The organism is Lacinutrix sp. WUR7, assembly GCF_016864015.1.
GTDB lineage: Bacteria > Bacteroidota > Bacteroidia > Flavobacteriales > Flavobacteriaceae > Oceanihabitans.
Genome location: NZ_CP045067.1, coordinates 2,942,268 through 2,959,505, shown reverse-complemented (window position 1 = coordinate 2,959,505; position 17,238 = coordinate 2,942,268). Strand labels below are relative to the sequence as shown.

At 32.1% G+C, this 17,238-nt stretch carries 17 protein-coding genes; 12 read left to right on the top strand and 5 right to left on the bottom strand.

Going from position 1 to position 17,238, the window contains the following annotated elements; genetic code table 11:
* Window positions 1–58 precede the first annotated feature (58 nt).
* The 10 genes from tsaD to FG167_RS12925 all read left to right on the top strand — a co-directional run bounded on the left by tsaD (window position 59) and on the right by FG167_RS12925 (window position 8,039).
* Window positions 59–1,081: a tRNA (adenosine(37)-N6)-threonylcarbamoyltransferase complex transferase subunit TsaD gene (gene tsaD, locus FG167_RS12970; RefSeq protein ID WP_203458665.1), complete on the top strand. Its 1,023-nt coding sequence runs from the start codon at window positions 59–61 to the stop codon at window positions 1,079–1,081.
* A 15-nt stretch (window positions 1,082–1,096) separates the two neighbouring features.
* Window positions 1,097–1,423 (top strand): TfoX/Sxy family protein, encoded by a 327-nt coding sequence (locus tag FG167_RS12965; protein ID WP_203458664.1) that lies wholly within the window; start codon window positions 1,097–1,099, stop codon window positions 1,421–1,423.
* Between the two features lie 101 nt (window positions 1,424–1,524).
* On the top strand, window positions 1,525–2,148 hold the full coding sequence (locus FG167_RS12960) for a peptidylprolyl isomerase (protein ID WP_203458663.1): 624 nt from the start codon (window positions 1,525–1,527) through the stop codon (window positions 2,146–2,148).
* Window positions 2,148–2,852, top strand: a complete 705-nt coding sequence (locus FG167_RS12955) for a 16S rRNA (uracil(1498)-N(3))-methyltransferase (RefSeq protein WP_203458662.1) — start codon at window positions 2,148–2,150, stop codon at window positions 2,850–2,852. The genes FG167_RS12960 and FG167_RS12955 overlap by 1 nt, the downstream gene beginning before the upstream one ends.
* A gap of 2 nt (window positions 2,853–2,854) precedes the next feature.
* The gene (locus tag FG167_RS12950; protein ID WP_203458661.1) at window positions 2,855–3,496 is read left to right on the top strand and encodes a DUF4159 domain-containing protein; all 642 of its coding nucleotides are present in this window, start codon (window positions 2,855–2,857) and stop codon (window positions 3,494–3,496) included.
* Window positions 3,497–3,525: 29 nt separating this feature from the next.
* Window positions 3,526–3,864, top strand: a complete 339-nt coding sequence (locus tag FG167_RS12945; RefSeq protein WP_203458660.1) for a gamma-glutamylcyclotransferase family protein — start codon at window positions 3,526–3,528, stop codon at window positions 3,862–3,864.
* Window positions 3,865–3,900: 36 nt separating this feature from the next.
* Window positions 3,901–5,079 carry a nitrate/nitrite transporter gene (locus tag FG167_RS12940; protein WP_203458659.1) on the top strand — a complete coding sequence of 393 codons (1,179 nt, stop codon included), beginning with the start codon at window positions 3,901–3,903 and terminating at the stop codon, window positions 5,077–5,079.
* A gap of 29 nt (window positions 5,080–5,108) precedes the next feature.
* Window positions 5,109–5,627, top strand: coding sequence for a TrmH family RNA methyltransferase (locus tag FG167_RS12935; protein WP_203458658.1), 519 nt, complete (start codon window positions 5,109–5,111; stop codon window positions 5,625–5,627).
* Between the two features lie 134 nt (window positions 5,628–5,761).
* Window positions 5,762–6,850 (top strand): AI-2E family transporter, encoded by a 1,089-nt coding sequence (locus tag FG167_RS12930; protein ID WP_203458657.1) that lies wholly within the window; start codon window positions 5,762–5,764, stop codon window positions 6,848–6,850.
* 7 nt (window positions 6,851–6,857) lie between these two features.
* Complete coding sequence (locus FG167_RS12925) at window positions 6,858–8,039, top strand: class I SAM-dependent methyltransferase (protein WP_203458656.1); 1,182 nt, start codon at window positions 6,858–6,860, stop codon at window positions 8,037–8,039.
* Between the two features lie 42 nt (window positions 8,040–8,081).
* On the opposite strand, the gene FG167_RS12920 is transcribed toward FG167_RS12925, so the two are convergent.
* The 3 genes from FG167_RS12920 to FG167_RS12910 form a co-directional block, all read right to left on the bottom strand.
* Window positions 8,082–9,341 (bottom strand): aminotransferase class I/II-fold pyridoxal phosphate-dependent enzyme, encoded by a 1,260-nt coding sequence (locus FG167_RS12920; RefSeq protein WP_203458655.1) that lies wholly within the window; start codon window positions 9,339–9,341, stop codon window positions 8,082–8,084.
* A gap of 141 nt (window positions 9,342–9,482) precedes the next feature.
* Window positions 9,483–10,523 (bottom strand): PLP-dependent cysteine synthase family protein, encoded by a 1,041-nt coding sequence (locus FG167_RS12915; RefSeq protein WP_203458654.1) that lies wholly within the window; start codon window positions 10,521–10,523, stop codon window positions 9,483–9,485.
* 63 nt (window positions 10,524–10,586) lie between these two features.
* A complete protein-coding gene (locus FG167_RS12910) occupies window positions 10,587–12,647 on the bottom strand; it encodes a S9 family peptidase (protein ID WP_203458653.1) in 2,061 nt (686 codons plus the stop codon).
* 82 nt (window positions 12,648–12,729) lie between these two features.
* Between FG167_RS12910 and FG167_RS12905 the strand changes: the two genes are divergently transcribed.
* The gene (locus FG167_RS12905) at window positions 12,730–13,053 is read left to right on the top strand and encodes a YbaB/EbfC family nucleoid-associated protein (protein WP_203458652.1); all 324 of its coding nucleotides are present in this window, start codon (window positions 12,730–12,732) and stop codon (window positions 13,051–13,053) included.
* 67 nt (window positions 13,054–13,120) lie between these two features.
* On the opposite strand, the gene FG167_RS17525 is transcribed toward FG167_RS12905, so the two are convergent.
* Window positions 13,121–14,797 (bottom strand): OmpA family protein, encoded by a 1,677-nt coding sequence (locus FG167_RS17525; protein ID WP_203458651.1) that lies wholly within the window; start codon window positions 14,795–14,797, stop codon window positions 13,121–13,123.
* A 212-nt stretch (window positions 14,798–15,009) separates the two neighbouring features.
* On the bottom strand, window positions 15,010–16,029 hold the full coding sequence (locus FG167_RS12895) for a low specificity L-threonine aldolase (RefSeq protein ID WP_203458650.1): 1,020 nt from the start codon (window positions 16,027–16,029) through the stop codon (window positions 15,010–15,012).
* Window positions 16,030–16,123: 94 nt separating this feature from the next.
* On the opposite strand from FG167_RS12895, the gene prfB reads away from it, so the two are divergent.
* A protein-coding gene (prfB, locus tag FG167_RS12890; RefSeq protein ID WP_203458649.1) for a peptide chain release factor 2 occupies window positions 16,124–17,234 on the top strand; the annotation gives its coding sequence in 2 pieces (ribosomal slippage) (window positions 16,124–16,186 and window positions 16,188–17,234; 1,110 coding nt in all).
* Window positions 17,235–17,238 lie beyond the last annotated feature (4 nt).

Below are 17,238 nucleotides of genomic sequence, written 5' to 3'. Positions count from 1 at the left end.
GTTTTAAAGTTATAACTTTGAAGTCAAAATTAACAATTATTGTGCCTAATATTTACTAATGTCCTCACAAAATATTTACATACTTGCAATTGAGTCCTCTTGCGACGATACAGCAGCTTCTATCTTACTAAACGGCAAGGTTTTAAGTAATGTTGTAGCCAGTCAAAAAATACACGAAGAATATGGTGGCGTGGTTCCAGAATTAGCTTCTAGAGCACACCAACAAAATATTGTTCCAGTGGTGCATCAAGCCATTGAAAAAGCTGAAATAACGAAAGAAATGCTTCATGCCATTGCATTTACAAGAGGTCCCGGATTAATGGGCTCTTTACTTGTTGGAACTTCTTTTGCAAAATCTTTGGCTTTTGGTTTAAATATTCCGCTTATTGATGTCAACCACATGCAAGCGCATATTTTAGCGCATTTTATTGATGAAGAAGGTTTTAGTAAACCTCCTTTTCCATTTTTAGGAATGACTATTTCTGGTGGTCATACACAGATTGTGAAGGTTTCCAATTATTTTGAAATGGAAGTCATTGGTGAAACCATAGATGATGCTGTTGGCGAAGCTTTTGATAAAAGTGGAAAAATTCTAGGTCTTGGCTATCCTGCTGGTCCAGAAATTGACCGACGCGCTAAACTAGGCAACCCGAAAGCTTTTGCTTTTACAAAGCCTAGAGTTGCTGGATTAAACTTTAGCTTTTCAGGATTAAAAACTGCGATTTTATATTTCATACAAAAGCAAGTAAAAATAAACCCTAATTTTATTGAAGAAAATCTAAATGATATTTGTGCTTCTATACAGTACACCATCATAGGAATTTTAATAGACAAACTGAAACTTGCAACCAAGGAAACAGGAATTAATCATATTGCTATTGGTGGCGGAGTTTCTGCAAATTCTGGAATTCGAGAAGCGTTGAAAAATGGTGAACAAAAATTTGGTTGGACTACCTATGTTCCTAAATTTGAATTCACTACCGATAATGCTGCAATGATTGGTATTGTTGGTTATTTAAAATATTTAGAAGGTGATTTTACCGAACAAGATGTTACAGCTTCTTCTAGATTGAAGATATAATACAAAGGCAAATCTATGGCATATAACGAGCAACTTGCAAACAGAATTAAAGAACAACTCCGTTATTATTCGGAAGCGTTTACAGAAAAGAAAATGTTTGGAGGAATTTCGTTTTTATATCAAGGAAAAATGACTGTTGGTGTTATGAAACAGGATTTGATGGTTCGAATTATTGCCGATAAAATGGAAATAGAATTAGCAAAAGACTTTGTAAGACCAATGGATTTTACAAAAAAACCAATCAAAGAATTTGTATACGTTTCTTTAAATGGTATTAAAACCGAAACACAACTCTTACACTACCTCGAATTAGGTTTAGAACACGCAAAAAGCAAATTATAACTACAGATGTTGAAATTTCTGTTAATAACCTTATAGAAAACCATTCATATAATCTATAAATTTTGTTTTTTTGCTACTTAAGATTAAATCCCCAAGTACAAATGAATAAATTATTATTAGTAGCCTTATTATTTTCTATTACTATTTCTGCTCAAGATGCACAAGTCAAAGATTTTGATTCTATTGCAAACATAAAAGAAGCAAAAGAATACATTAAAGAAAACAAATCTAAAAAGAATAAAATTGTTACGTTTAATGAAGCAAAGCATCAAACAGGATTAGCTGTAGAATTGTATAAAAGCGGACGAGCTATTGTAAAAAGTGATACTGAAAAAACAAAATATAAAGTCGTAGAAAAAACCACAACTACAAATTACAGAGTTAGTTATATTTTCTTTGATGGTTTAAAAATGACTATTTCTCAAATTAATGCTACTAGAGATAAAATACTTAAAAAATATAAAGAAGGAACCCCTTTTAGCCAATTAGCAAAACAATACTCTATGGATGACAATGCAAATCATGGAGGAGATTTAGGTTGGTTTGAAAAAGGCATTACACATCCAACTTTTGAGGCAGAAATTGCAGATAGCATTTATAAAATTGGAGATGTTTTCACCATAGATATTGTACAAAACCAATGGTATTATGTAGTTTTAAAAACCTTTGATCCAAAAGAGATTCAAGAAATAAAAGTATTAAAAATTGTAGAACCTTTAAAATAATGCAATTATTTTATAATCCAGACATCACAGAAAACACCACAGAATTCTCTTTTAATAAAGAGGAAAGCAAGCACATTGTAAAAGTGCTACGTAAATCGGTAGACCAAACCTTGCAAATTACTAATGGAAATGGTTGGCTATTTACGGCACAAATTATTGTTGCAGATATCAAAAATTGTGTAGTACATATAATGGATAAAAAATTACAAGCTAAAAAAAACTATAATCTTCATCTTGCTGTAGCTCCTACAAAAATGAACGATCGTTACGAGTGGTTTTTAGAAAAAGCTACCGAAATTGGCATTGATAGCATCACTCCTATTATTTGTGATCATAGCGAACGTAAAATTATTAAGCCAGAACGTTTCGAAAAAATAATACAGTCGGCAACCAAGCAATCGCTAAACTGTTACCTACCAAAATTAAATCCAGCAATTGCTTTTAAAGACTTTATAAAACAAGACTTTTCTGGCAACCTATTTATTGCACATTGTGAAGAAACGGATAGAAAATCGCTTAAAAACGAATTGAAAGCCAAACAAGATATTACTATTCTAATTGGTCCTGAAGGTGATTTTTCTGTTAAAGAAATCGAGCAAGCTCTTCAGTCTCATTTTATTCCTGTAACTTTGGGAGAAACCCGATTACGTACAGAGACTGCAGCAATTGTTGCTTGTCATTCTGTTGCATATACAAATGAATAATTATGAAGATCTACTTGTCTTTTCTCTTTACTCTTTTTTCTTTTTTTTTATTTTCCCAAGAAATAGCCATTTTAAAATATAAAGGTGGTGGCGATTGGTATAGTAATCCTACAGCATTACCAAACTTAATTGCATTTTGTAATAATAACATTAATACAAAAATTACTGCTAAGCCAGAAACGGTGGAAACTGGCAGTACTGATATTTTTCAGTTTCCTTTTTTACACATGACAGGTCACGGAAATGTGTTTTTTAGCGAAGCAGAAGCAGAAAACCTTCACAACTATTTAATTTCTGGTGGTTTTTTGCATATTGATGACAACTACGGCATGCAACAATATGTTACCAAAGAATTAAAAAAAGTATTCCCAAATCAAGAATTAGTAGAGCTTCCTGCAAATCATGAAATTTTTAACATGGCGTATTCCTTTCCTAAAGGATTACCAAAAATTCATGAGCACGATGGTAAAAGACCGCAAGCCTTTGGTTTATTTCATGAAAACAGATTAGTATTACTTTTTACTGTGGAAAGTGATTTAGGTGATGGCTGGGAAGATGCAGCGGTACATAATGATCCTGCAGAAGTAAGAGAAAAAGCTCTAAAAATGGGAGCGAATATTATTAAATATGCTTTTTCTAATTAATAGAAAGCTTCGAACCAAATACATTAGGTATGCCAAAACTATTCTCTTACGGAACGCTTCAAATGAAAAAAGTGCAACAAGATGTCTTTGGAAGAATTTTAATAGGAAGTAATGAAGTCTTAGAGAAATTCATCCTATCTCAAATAAAAATTACCGATCCAAAAGTAATTGCCTCTAGTGGTACTAACATACATCCAATTCTGGAATATACTGGAAATATAAAAGATTGCGTAAAAGGAACTTTATTAGAATTGACAGATGAAGAATTAATCCATGCAGACACATACGAAGTAGACGATTATAAACGTGCTGAAATTACTTTTAAATCTGGTGAAACTGGTTTTGTATATTTAAAAAATAACGAATAAAAAACGCTAATTACCAGTTACGAGATATCACATTACATGAAACCATCCCAGTTAATACTTCCTATTATTGTAATCTCTCAGTTTTGCTGTACTTCCCTTTGGTTTGCTGGAAATAGCGTTATAAATGATTTAATTTTCAATTTTAACCTGAAAGCAGATGCTTTAGGGCATTTAACTTCTGCTGTACAATTCGGATTTATTATTGGTACACTAATTTTTGCTATTCTTACTATTGCCGATCGTTTTTCACCTTCCAAAGTATTTTTAATTAGTGCTGTACTTGGCGCACTATTTAACTTAGGTGTAATCTATCCTGCTAATAACTTAACAAGTTTACTAATCCTTCGCTTTTTTACTGGTTTTTTTCTTGCAGGAATTTATCCTGTTGGAATGAAAATAGCTGCAGATTATTATCAAAAAAGACTGGGTAAATCCCTTGGTTTTTTAGTTGGTGCATTGGTAATAGGAACTGCTTTTCCGCATGTATTAAATCAAATGACAGATACTTTTTCGTGGAAATATGTAATCCTTGCAACTTCCTCTCTAGCCCTATTAGGAGGATTATTAATGGTCTTTCTAGTTCCAGATGGTCCCTACAGAAAACCTAGTCAAAAAACAGATCTTTCCATTTTTTTAGGTGTTTTTAAAAATAGAGAATTTCGATCTGTATCTTTTGGCTACTTTGGACACATGTGGGAATTATATGCATTTTGGACCTTTGTACCAATAATGCTAAAAAAATATAGTACGGAACACGATCTCGTACAATTCAACATACCATTACTGTCCTTTATAATAATAGGAATTGGTGGTTTCGCATGTATTCTTAGTGGCTATATTGCACAAACAAAAGGAACCAAAAAAACAGCATTTGTAGCACTACTTTTATCTTGTTTTTGTTGCCTTATTTCACCATTATTCTTTTCTAGTAATTTTGAAAATCTATTTATTGCTTTTCTTATTTTTTGGGGAATGGTAGTTATTGCAGATTCTCCTCTATTATCTACATTAGTAGCTCAAAATGCAGCACCCCAAATAAAAGGCACAGCGCTTACTATTGTGAATTGTATTGGATTTTCAATAACCATAATTAGTATTCAACTTATTACTAGATTACTTCAATTAACAGACTCTAACAGCATTTATACCATCTTAGCAATAGGTCCTATTTTTGGTTTGATTATGCTACGGAAGAAAAACACCTTAAAATTATAATATATTAGCATAAATTCTATTTGAAACAAATGCAACTAAACCATTACAATACCAACTTTAATAAACGCACATTCCCTATAACTATTATTTGCGAAAACGTTACGAATGCTCCAAATATTGGAAGTCTTTTTAGAACAGCTGATGCTTTTGGTATTGAAAAAATAGTGTTTTGTGGGGAACAGATTCCGTTAGGAAGAAAAATGACTAAAACGTCGCGTGCTACCGAAAAAGTAGTGCCTTTTGAAGTGAAAGAAAACGCTTCAGAAACAGTATCACAATACAAAGAAGCAGGCTATCATCTGGTTGCTTTAGAAATTACTAGCGAAAGTACATCAATACACACGAGCAACTTTCCTAAAGAAAAACCAATAGCTATTGTAATTGGTGATGAGAATTTTGGTGTTTCACAAGACATTTTAAAACAATGTGACGCCGTACTTCATATTGATATGTTTGGACAAAATAGCAGTATGAATGTGGTACAAGCAGCTACCATTGCTTTATATGAAATAACGAAACAAATTTCCTGCGAAGGCAGGAGTTTCTAAAAAATATAAAACTAGATCCTGTTTTTTAGAAATGAAAAAAATTAATTAATGAGATTCCTATTTTACTCATTATTTAATATTTTTAAATTGGAATCGTGAATCTTCTATTTCACAGGAATTATTATATTTACAACATGACTTCAAACCAAATATCTAATGGTATTTTAAAAGCACTAGGAATTATTCTTGGTGTTGTTTTAATCCTTTTGTTTCTATTTAAAATTCAATCGGTAATTGTGTATATCGCAATTGCCGCCGTAATTTCATTAATTGGAAGACCTATTATTCTATTTTTAAGAAGAAGACTAAAATTTAAAAACACAATCGCAGTAATAGTAACCATGCTTATTTTAATTGGATTACTTTTTGGATTGGTACGTTTATTTATTCCTTTAATTGTAGAACAAGGACATAATTTAGCCCTTTTAGATATTGATCAATTACAAGGCAATATAGAAGATTTATATGGCGAAGCAATTGCTTATTTTCAAATAAACAACATAGATGTAGAACAATCCATAAAAAGCTCTAACCTACTCTCTAAGATAGACTATTCGTTAATTCCTGATTTTTTCAACTCTTTAATTAGCGGTTTAGGAAGTTTTAGTATTGGCTTATTTTCTGTTCTGTTTATCTCTTTTTTCTTTTTGAAAGACAGCAAACTTTTTGAAAATGGCATAATGACTTTTATTCCGGATGGAAATGAATCTCGTTGGAAAAACTCTTCGGTAAAAATTAAAGATTTACTATCTAGATATTTTATTGGTTTAATATTTCAAATACTAATTCTCTTTATTATTTACACTATTGGTTTAATGATTATTGGTGTAGAGAATCCTATTGTAATAGCATTTATGTGCGCATTGTTAAACTTAATTCCTTATGTTGGTCCGTTAATTGGAGCATTTTTAATGCTAACATTAACCATGACTAGTAGCCTTGGCGAAAGCTTTCAAGATATCGTTTTACCAAAAACTTTTTGGGTATTTGTAGTATTCTTAATTGGCCAACTTGTGGATAATTTTGTTAGTCAACCCGTAATATTTTCAAAAAGTGTAAAATCGCATCCATTAGAAATCTTTTTAGTAATACTTAATGCTGGCATCTTATTTGGTATTGTTGGACTTATTGTTGCAGTTCCTGCGTACACAGCGATTAAGGTGATTTTAAAAGAATTTTTATCGGATAATAAAATCGTAAAAAAACTCACCAAAGGTTTATAATTGTATTTTGAATACCCATCTATTAAATACGGAAATCCAAGCGTTTATAAATAATCATTTAGACACTAATATTGCTTCTTTATTATTAAAAGGAATCAATTTCCCTTCCCTAGAAACAAAAGAAATCATAGAGCAGATAGAAGCAAAAAAACGTTGTAAGACGAAACTTTCTACCTGGTTTTCTACGGAAAAAATTTACTATCCAAATAAATTAAATATAGAGCAAACTTCTTCCGAAACTACAGCAAAACATAAACTCGGTTTATTAAAAGGAAAGACGATTATAGATCTTACAGGAGGTTTTGGTGTAGACTGTTATTATTTTGCTCAGCATTTTAATAAGGTTATTCATTGTGAAATTAACGAGCAACTCTCCCAAATAGTTTCCCATAATTACAACCAATTAGAAGTAGAAAATATACAAACTATTGCGCAAGATGGTTTAGCATATTTACAGAATAATGAAATTTCTTTAGATTGGATTTATATAGATCCTTCGAGAAGACACGACAGCAAAGGCAAGGTTTTCTTTTTAAAGGATTGTTTGCCAAACGTACCAGTTCATATAGATTTACTCTTTAATAAAGCGAATAACATTTTAATTAAAACGTCGCCACTATTAGATCTTACTATTGGTTTAAACGAATTAAAACACGTAAAAACCATTCATATCGTTGCTGTAAATAATGAAGTAAAAGAATTGCTTTGGGTTTTAGAAAATGGATATACAGATGGGGTAACTATAGAAACTTGCAATATTAAAAAAGATACCAACGAAACGTTTCGTTTTCCGTTAGAAGAAAAAATTTCTACAAGCAGCCAATATAGTTTGCCTTTAGCATATTTATATGAACCTAATGCAGCCATAATGAAATCTGGTGCTTTTCATACGATTGCTAACAAACTAGAGGTTTCAAAACTGCATCAACATTCGCATTTATATACCAACGATACTTTGATAGATTTCCCTGGAAGAGCATTTAAAATTGAAAAAGTAATGCCTTATAATAAAAAGCTTCTAAAAAAAGAAGGTTTTGAAAAAGCGAATATTACTACGCGTAACTTTCCAGAAAGTGTAGAACAAATCCGAAAAAAGCATAAAATTAAAGATGGCGGAGATGTATATCTCTTTTTTACCACAGATTTAGAAAATAATAAGATAGTTATACAAACAAAAAAGGTTGCATAAACATGCAACCTTTTTTAATATATATTGTACTTGTATTTTAAACTATTCTCCCATTGCTTTAATTAAAGCAGCAGACATACGTTTGTAAGTACCGTTTACCAATCTTTCTCTAATAGCATCAAAAGCATCTAAAGTTTCTGTAACATCTTCTAAAGTGTGCGTTGCAGTAGGAATCATACGTAATAAGATTAATCCTTTTGGTATTACTGGATACACAACAATAGAACAGAAAATACCGTAGTTTTCTCTTAAATCTCTAACTAACGCCATTGCTTCAGGAATACTTCCGTTAAGATAAACTGGAGTTACACAACTTTGTGTTGTTCCAATATCGAAACCACGTTCTTTTAATCCAGACTGTAAAGCATTAACAATTTTCCAAAGATTTTCCTTTAATTCTGGCATAGTACGTAGCATATCTAAACGCTTTAAAGCACCAGCAACTAATTGCATTTGCAAAGATTTTGCAAACATTTGAGAACGCAAATTATATTTTAAGTAATCTATTACTTCTTTATCTGCAGCAATAAATGCTCCAGTACTTGCCATCGATTTTGCAAAGGTTGCAAAATACACATCGATATCATCTTGAACACCTTGTTCTTCTCCTGTTCCTGCACCTGTTTTACCAAGTGTCCCAAATCCGTGTGCATCATCTACGAACAAACGGAAATTATATTTTTCTTTAAGTGCAACAATTTCTTTTAATCGACCTTGTTCCCCACGCATTCCGAAAACACCTTCCGAAATTACAAGAATCCCTCCTCCTGTGTGTTCTGCCATTTTAGTGGCTCTTTCTAAGTTCTTTTCTAAACTTACAACATCATTGTGTTTGTAAGTAAAACGTTTTCCCATGTGTAAACGTACACCATCAATAATACATGCATGTGCATCTACATCATAAACAATAATATCATCTTTAGATACTAAAGCGTCAATAGTAGAAACCATACCTTGGTAACCAAAATTTAATAAATAAGCAGATTCTTTGTTTACAAATGCAGCCAATTCATTTTGAAGTTGTTCGTGTAAATCTGTGTGACCAGACATCATACGCGCTCCCATTGGGTACGCAGAACCATAAGCCGCTGCCGCTTCCGCATCCACTTTCCTTACTTCTGGATTGTTTGCTAATCCTAGGTAATCGTTAATGCTCCAAGTAATCACCTCTTTACCTTGAAATTTCATTCGGTTAGAAATAACTCCTTCCAATTTTGGAAACACAAAATAACCTTCTGCTTGTGCTGCCCATTTCCCTAACGGACCTTTATCTTTGTAAATTTTTTCAAATAAATCTTTCATCTGCTATCAATCTTAGTTTAGTTCTGCAAAACTAAATATTTCTGTGCACTAAACACAATGTTTTTATATTCTATTATGAACAACAAAAAGATAGAAAGCATCTATTAGGAAACTTTCTATCTTTAATTATGTTATATTTTATTATTTTATATACTGAATGCTTTCTGCTGCCACTTTATTCTGACTATCAAAAAAGCCTTGATCTGTCATCCATTTATCGCTATAAATCTTACTCATGTAGCGTGAACCATGATCTGGAAACAAGATTACTATTTTAGAATTTTCATCAAACTCACCAGCTTCTTCTAGTTGTTTTACTGCTTGCATTGCTGCTCCAGAAGTATAACCGACAAATAAACCTTCGGTTTTTGCTATTTCTCTAGCAGTATGCGCACTTTCTTCATCGGTAACTTTTACAAAAGAATCAATGACGTCAAAATCTGTTGCTGTTGGAATTAAATTTTTTCCTAAACCTTCTATTCGGTATGGATAAATTTCTTTTTCATCAAACTCCCTAGTTTCATGATATTTTTTAATTACAGATCCAAAAGCATCTACTCCTATTACTTTAACATTAGGATTTTGTTCTTTTAAATATTTTGCAGTACCAGAAATAGTTCCTCCTGTTCCGCTGCAAGCTACTAGATGTGTAATTTCTCCTTCGGTTTGCTCCCAAATCTCAGGACCCGTAGAATTATAATGTGCATCTATATTTAACTGGTTGAAATATTGGTTGATATATACAGAACCTTTTGTTTCTTCGTGTAATCGCTTTGCAACCTCATAGTACGATCTAGGATCGTCTGCACTTACATGTGCTGGGCAAACATATACCTTTGCTCCCATGGTTTTAAGCATATCAATCTTATCTGGCGAAGATTTTGAGCTTACTGCCAAAATACAATCGTATCCTTTAATGATACTAACCATAGCAATACTAAATCCGGTATTACCAGAAGTAGTTTCTATGATAGTATCGCCAGGTTTTAAAACACCTTGCTTTTCAGCTTGTTCTATAATATATAATGCAACTCTGTCTTTTGATGAGTGTCCTGGATTAAAAGCTTCTACTTTTGCGTAAAATTCACCTTTAAAAGGAGCTGTAATAGTATTTAGTTTAATTAACGGTGTATTACCTACTAAATCTAAAACGTTATCAAATACTTGATTTTTTTGTGCCATAAATACGTTTTATTCTGCTACAAGAAGTAACATAAACTGGGCAAAAATACGTAAAATTTTTTATTATTCATTAATTCCTTCTAAATCTAATAAAAATGCGTATTCTAAAGCGACTTCTTTTAGGCTTTCAAATCTTCCTGATGCGCCACCATGACCAGATTCCATGTCTGTATGTAACAGTAATTTATTGTTATCTGTTTTTAATTCTCTAAGTTTTGCAACCCATTTTGCTGGTTCCCAATATTGTACTTGCGAGTCATGCAAACCTGTTGTAATTAACATATTTGGATAATCTTGTGCTTTTACATTATCGTAAGGCGAATAGGAAAGCATATAATTATAATATTCTTTATCGTTAGGATTACCCCATTCATCATATTCTCCTGTCGTTAAAGGAATAGTATCATCTAACATAGTAGTAACCACATCTACAAAAGGAACTGCCGCTAAAATACCATTATATAACTCCGGATTTAAATTAGCAATTACTCCCATCAACAATCCACCTGCAGACCCTCCATTGGCGTACAAATGTTTATTGGAAGTATACTTTTCTTCAATTAAGAATTTAGAGCAATCTATAAAATCGTGAAAAGTATTTTTCTTTAGTTTTAATTTCCCTGTTTCATACCAATCTCTTCCTAGATATTCTCCTCCTCGTATATGTGAAATGGCAAAAATAAAGCCTCTATCTAATAAACTTAATCGTATAGTTGAAAAATAAGGATCTATGGTAGAGCCATAAGAACCATAAGCGTATTGTAACAATGGATTGCTTCCATCTAATTGTAATCCTTTTTTATACACTAAAGAAATAGGTATTTTAACACCATCTCTTGCGGTTGCCCAAATACGTTTAGAGGTATAATTATTTTTATCAAATTCTCCTCCTAAAACTTCTTGTTCTTTTTTTATTTCTTTCGTTTTCGTTTTAAAATTATAATCTATTACAGAGCTTGGTGTTGTAAGTGCATTATAACTATATCTTAAAACATCACTGTCAAAGTCAGGATTATTTCCTGTGTTTGCTGTATATGTCTCATTATCAAAAGGTAAATAATAATCTTCTTTACCATTCCAACTTATAATTCTAATTTTATTTAAGCCGTTTTCCCTTTCGCTAACCACTAAATAATCTTTAAAAATTTCGATATCTTCTAATAAAACATCTTTTCTATGTGGTAAAACATCTTGCCAATACTCCTTTTTAGTTTGATTTTCGTTTGTTTTTTGAAGCTTAAAATTTATCGCTTTATCCTTATTAGAAATAATAAAAAAACTATCCTTATAGTGTGCTATTGCATAATCTAATTCTCTTTCTCTTTTCTGAAAAATTTTAAATGTACCATCGGGATCATCAGCATTTAGAATTTGATATTCTGAAGTTAACGTACTTGAAGAACCAATCACTAAATACTTTTTAGATTTTGTTTTATATACAAAGGTGTTGAAAGTTTCATCTTCCTCATGAAAAACCTCTGTATCGGCTTCTACTTTTGTATGTAATTTATGTTTATACACCTTATGAGAACGTAAGGTAACTTTGTCTTTTCGTGTGTAAAACAAAGTGGTATTATCATTTGCCCATGTAATTCCTCCAGTTGTATTTTTTATTTCTTCGGAATAAATTTCGCCAGTAATTAAATTTTTAATTTTAATATTATACTGTCTTCTACTTACGGTATCTGTTGAAAAAGCAGCCATAGAATTATCCGGACTAATAGAAACACCTCCCAATTTAAAGTAGTTAAAATCTTTTGCCATTTCATTACAATCAAATAGTAATTCCTCTATAGCTTCTAATGTTTCTTTTTTTCGTGTGTAAATAGGATAGTCCTTCCCTTTTTCAAATTTAGTAATGTACCAATACCCATTCAACTTATATGGCACCGAAGCATCATCCTCTTTAATTCTAGCTTTCATTTCTTTAAAAAGGTCTGCTTGAAAAGGTTCTGTATGTGCTAAAACTTCTTTAGTATGTTTATTTTCAGCATTTAAATAGTCAATAACTTCTTGGTCTTCTTTATTTTTAAGCCAAAAATAATTATCTATTCTTTCGTGTTTATGCGCTACAAGTTTTTCTTGAATTTGTTTTGCTTTTGGAGGATTATGTGTTTTTTTCAATGGAAATAATTAATTCTAAAATTATATTCTTCAAAAATAGAAAAATTAAATAGTTTTGCATGAAATTATAAATTATAAAATTATGTTCGGAGACCTTGCAGGTATGATGGGTAAACTTAAAGAAACCCAAAAAAAAGTAGAAGAAACTAAAAAGCGTTTAGATTCCGTTTTAGTAGATGAGCAAAGTAATGATGCAAAGCTAAAGGTTACTTTAACGGCTAACAGAGTGATTAAATCTATAACTATTGATGATGCTTTATTAGAAGATAAAGAGGAGTTAGAAGATTATTTAATTCTTACATTAAATAAAGCTATAGCCAGAGCTACACAAGTAAATGAAGCTGAAGTTGCCGCAGTTGCAAAAGATGGCATACCAAACATTCCTGGAATGGATATGTTTAAATAACGAAAGTTTAAAGCAAAAAAAAGGGGAAGCTAATTAGCTTCCCCTTTTTATATATCAATACTATTGATTATTGTTGACTAAGTACTCTAAATTGAGTTCTTCTGTTAGCTAAATGCTCTCTTTCAGTACAAGATACACCATCAGCACATCTGTTTACTAATCTAGTTTCACCATATCCATTAGATACAATTCTTGAAGAATTGATTCCTTTAGAGATTAAGTAGTTAGTTACAGCTTGCGCTCTTCTTTCAGATAAAGATCTGTTAGATGCAGCAGAACCTCTAGAATCTGTGTGAGATGCAATCTCTACAGAAACACCACCAGCAATAGCAGGTAATAATTTTGCATCAATTTCTCTTTTTGCAGCTTCTGTTAAAGTAGCAGAACCTAAGTTCCAGTTTATGTTAAGGTCATTGTACTCTAATAAAGTACATTCTACTTCTTTCCAAGTAGTTAAACCACCTTTTGTTTGTAAAACTTCTTTAGATACTGTTTTAGTTATAGCAGGAACAGTACTTTCAACAACTTTAGAATCTTCAGCTAAAACTGTTTTCTTTAAAGTAGCAGTTTGTTGAGGAATATCAATAGCTCTTGTAGTTGGAGGCGTTACCATTACAGTACGTTTCATCGTTTTAGTTACAGCAGGAATAGAAACAACTTTTGTAGTCTCAGGAATAATAACAGTTCTTGTTACTGTTTTAGTTTCTTGAGGAATATCAATTACTCTAGTTGTAGGAGGTGTTACCATTACAACTCTTTTCATTGTTTTTACTTGTTGAGGAATTTCAATAACTCTTGTTGTTGGAGGTGTTACCATTACAGTTTTGTTAACCTCTGTAGTTACAGCAGGAATATCAATTACTCTAGTAGTAGCTGGTCTTACAACAGTTTTAACTGAATAAGTTCCCATACCACAACCATCGTTAGATGAAGAAGTATCACAATCTGGAGTTCTAATAAAAGAAGCATCAGCAGATAACTCAGTAGTATTTACGGTAATGTTTTGAGCAGGTACGCTCTTATAACACCAGTATCTACAATCATTAGGATCAGCAGATTGACATTCAGCAGCTGGAGTATCACTCATTTGCCATTTAGCAGTAGCTGGTTTCGTTTCAATAACTTGGTAGTTAGAAGAGAAAGATGCAGGTACAATTCTTAAAGAAGTACCATATTCTCTCTTTTTGTATGTTCTAGTTTCCGTTCCATATTCTGCAGGAACAACTTCTAAACGTTGACCAGCTTCGCTAGTTACAACTGTAAAACTTTGGTTTTCGTAAACAGCAGGAACAATTTGTAATTTTTGGCTAGCTGGTTGCGTTACAACTTGAAAAGATTGTGTTTCATAAACAGCAGGAACAAGTTCTAAACGTTGAGAAGCATCTTTAGTTACAACTGTTTCCGTTTGCGTTTCTGTTCTTGAAGGAATTTTCTCTAAACGTTGTGAAGCTTCTTGTACAGTTACTTCAAAAGTTTGTGTTTCATATACCGCAGGAACAACTTCTAAACGTTGGCTTGCATTAGCAACAACTACGTCTTCTGTAACCGTAGTATATTTTGCTGGTACTGTACTTAACTTTTTGTACGCTGGAGATACTTGAATAGTTACATCTTGATTCACCCATACATCTGGTGTTACACATCGAACGTAACATTTTCCTGGTTCAGGATTTGTTGGTAAATCTTGAGCAAATACTGAAATACAGACAACAAAAGATAAGATTGTTAGTAAGGTTTTTTTCATTTTTAAGTAATTTAAATGGTTAAAGATTAATATAATTTAAGTTTTAATTTATTATAAATTAAGCGACTAGCACTAATTTCGTACAAAATTAGAGGTTCTTCAACTATTTAATCATAAAAATTTTAAGAACTCTTTAACATTTCGATAAAAAACATATTTATCCGACAAACCACCTAAATAATTTGTAAATTACTGATTATGAGAGGCAATCATTAAAAATCGCTTAGCAAGTCTAAAACATAGGTATGCATCTTATTTGTATAGTCTAAATGTGTTACTAATCTAAGTTTGTTTTCACCCATTCCCACTATATGTATTCCTTTACTTTCTAATTTAGTGATAAATACATTTGAGTTGATATCATTTTGTAATTCAAATATTACAATATTTGTTTCCACTGGCTCTACTTTTTTAACATAGGTTGCTTTAGTTAAAACCGCTTCCAACTCTTTTGCTTTGGTGTGATCTTCTTCAAGTCGTTGTAAATTATTATCAAGCGCATAAATTCCTGCAGCTGCTAAATAGCCTCCTTGTCGCATTCCACCTCCAAAAATCTTTCGAACGCGCATTGCTCCTTCCATTATTTCTTCATCTCCAACCAATACAGAACCAATAGGGCAACCTAATCCTTTACTTAAACAAACAGAAATGGTATCAAATACATTTCCATATTGTTCTGTAGTTTCTTTTTTTGCAACCAAAGCATTCCAAAGTCTTGCGCCATCCAAATGCAAACCAAGTGTATTATCATCACAAACTTTTCTGATTTTTTGTAGTTCGTTAAAATCCCAACAAGCTCCTCCTCCTTTATTAGTTGTATTTTCAACTTCCACTAAACTTGATAATGCACTATGATAAAATTCTGGAGGATTAATACTATCTATTACCTGTTGGGCTGTAAACATTCCTCTGTGTCCTTCTATTAACTTACAAGAAACACCACTATTAAAACTTGCTCCTCCTCCTTCATAATTGTAAATGTGTGCATATTTATCGCAAATTACTTGTTCACCAGGATTTGTATGTAGCTTAATAGCTGTTTGATTTGCCATCGTTCCTGAAGGAAAAAACATTGCTTTCGGTTTACCAAACATTTCCGCTATACGTTCTTCTAAAGCATTAACTGTAGGGTCTTCTTTATATACATCATCTCCAACAGATGCTTCCATCATAGCATTTAGCATCGCTTTAGATGGTTTTGTTACTGTATCACTTCTTAAATCTATAATCATTATGGTCTCTATTTAATAACTACTGTAAAATTAAACGAAAATAAATTTTCAGACACCGTATTAAAGTATATTTTTGTTAAAAACATACTACATTATGATTACTACAGATCAAATTAAAGATCTTAATACACGTCTTAGCGCGCTAAGGCAATATCTTTGACTTAGATGCTAAGTTAATTGAAATTCAAAACGAAGAAGAACAAACTTTCGATCCTAATTTCTGGAATGACTCTAAAGCTGCGGAAGTGATTATGAAATCACTTCGAGAGAAGAAAAAATGGGTTACCGATTATGAAACCTCTAAAACACTAGTCGAAGATTTAGAAGTCATCTATGAATTCTTTAAAGAAGACGAGGCTACTTTACAAGATGTGGAAACGCGTTTTGAAAAAGCAACAACTTCTATTGAAGATTTAGAATTTAGAAACATGCTTTCTGAAGAAGGAGACAGTTTAAGTGCTGTTTTACAAATTACTGCTGGCGCTGGAGGAACAGAAAGCTGCGATTGGGCAAGTATGCTCATGCGTATGTATTTAATGTATGCCGAAAAAAGTGGTTTTAAAGTAAAAGAACTTAATTATCAAGAAGGAGACGTAGCCGGAATTAAAACCGTTACGCTAGAAATTGAAGGTGATTTTGCTTTTGGTTGGCTTAAAGGCGAAAATGGCGTGCATAGATTAGTCCGTATTTCTCCTTTTGATAGTAATGCAAAACGCCATACTAGTTTTGCTTCTGTTTACGTGTACCCTTTAGTAGATGATACCATAGAGATTGAAATCAATCCTGCAGATATAGAAATTGTTACTGCTCGATCTAGTGGTGCTGGAGGACAAAATGTAAACAAAGTAGAAACCAAAGTACAATTAACACATAAACCTACTGGAATTCAAATATCCTGTTCCGAAACACGTTCGCAACACGATAATCGCTCTAGAGCACTACAAATGCTAAAGTCGCAATTGTATGAAATGGAATTACAAAAACAATTGGCGCAACGTGAAGACATAGAAGCTGGTAAAATGAAAATTGAATGGGGAAGTCAAATACGTAATTACGTAATGCATCCATATAAACTAGTAAAAGATGTTCGTTCTGCGCATGAAACGGGAAATGTAGATGCGGTAATGGATGGCGATATTGGCGGTTTTTTAAAGGCATATCTCATGATGATGGGACAGCAAACTACAGAAACAAATAACTTATAATCTA

What these genes read in the sequence shown, in the direction of transcription:
- FG167_RS12950 (WP_203458661.1), top strand. Translation starts at nt 2,855, where the DNA reads ATGAAGATCTACTTGTCTTTTCTCTTTACTCTTTTTTCTTTTTTTTTA.
- FG167_RS12930 (WP_203458657.1), top strand. Translation starts at nt 5,762, where the DNA reads ATGACTTCAAACCAAATATCTAATGGTATTTTAAAAGCACTAGGAATT.
- FG167_RS12955 (WP_203458662.1), top strand. Translation starts at nt 2,148, where the DNA reads ATGCAATTATTTTATAATCCAGACATCACAGAAAACACCACAGAATTC.
- FG167_RS12895 (WP_203458650.1), bottom strand. Translation starts at nt 16,029, where the DNA reads ATGATTATAGATTTAAGAAGTGATACAGTAACAAAACCATCTAAAGCG.
- FG167_RS12965 (WP_203458664.1), top strand. Translation starts at nt 1,097, where the DNA reads ATGGCATATAACGAGCAACTTGCAAACAGAATTAAAGAACAACTCCGT.
- FG167_RS12920 (WP_203458655.1), bottom strand. Translation starts at nt 9,341, where the DNA reads ATGAAAGATTTATTTGAAAAAATTTACAAAGATAAAGGTCCGTTAGGG.
- FG167_RS12940 (WP_203458659.1), top strand. Translation starts at nt 3,901, where the DNA reads ATGAAACCATCCCAGTTAATACTTCCTATTATTGTAATCTCTCAGTTT.
- tsaD (WP_203458665.1), top strand. Translation starts at nt 59, where the DNA reads ATGTCCTCACAAAATATTTACATACTTGCAATTGAGTCCTCTTGCGAC.
- FG167_RS12915 (WP_203458654.1), bottom strand. Translation starts at nt 10,523, where the DNA reads ATGGCACAAAAAAATCAAGTATTTGATAACGTTTTAGATTTAGTAGGT.
- FG167_RS12935 (WP_203458658.1), top strand. Translation starts at nt 5,109, where the DNA reads ATGCAACTAAACCATTACAATACCAACTTTAATAAACGCACATTCCCT.
- FG167_RS12905 (WP_203458652.1), top strand. Translation starts at nt 12,730, where the DNA reads ATGTTCGGAGACCTTGCAGGTATGATGGGTAAACTTAAAGAAACCCAA.
- FG167_RS17525 (WP_203458651.1), bottom strand. Translation starts at nt 14,797, where the DNA reads ATGAAAAAAACCTTACTAACAATCTTATCTTTTGTTGTCTGTATTTCA.
- FG167_RS12945 (WP_203458660.1), top strand. Translation starts at nt 3,526, where the DNA reads ATGCCAAAACTATTCTCTTACGGAACGCTTCAAATGAAAAAAGTGCAA.
- FG167_RS12960 (WP_203458663.1), top strand. Translation starts at nt 1,525, where the DNA reads ATGAATAAATTATTATTAGTAGCCTTATTATTTTCTATTACTATTTCT.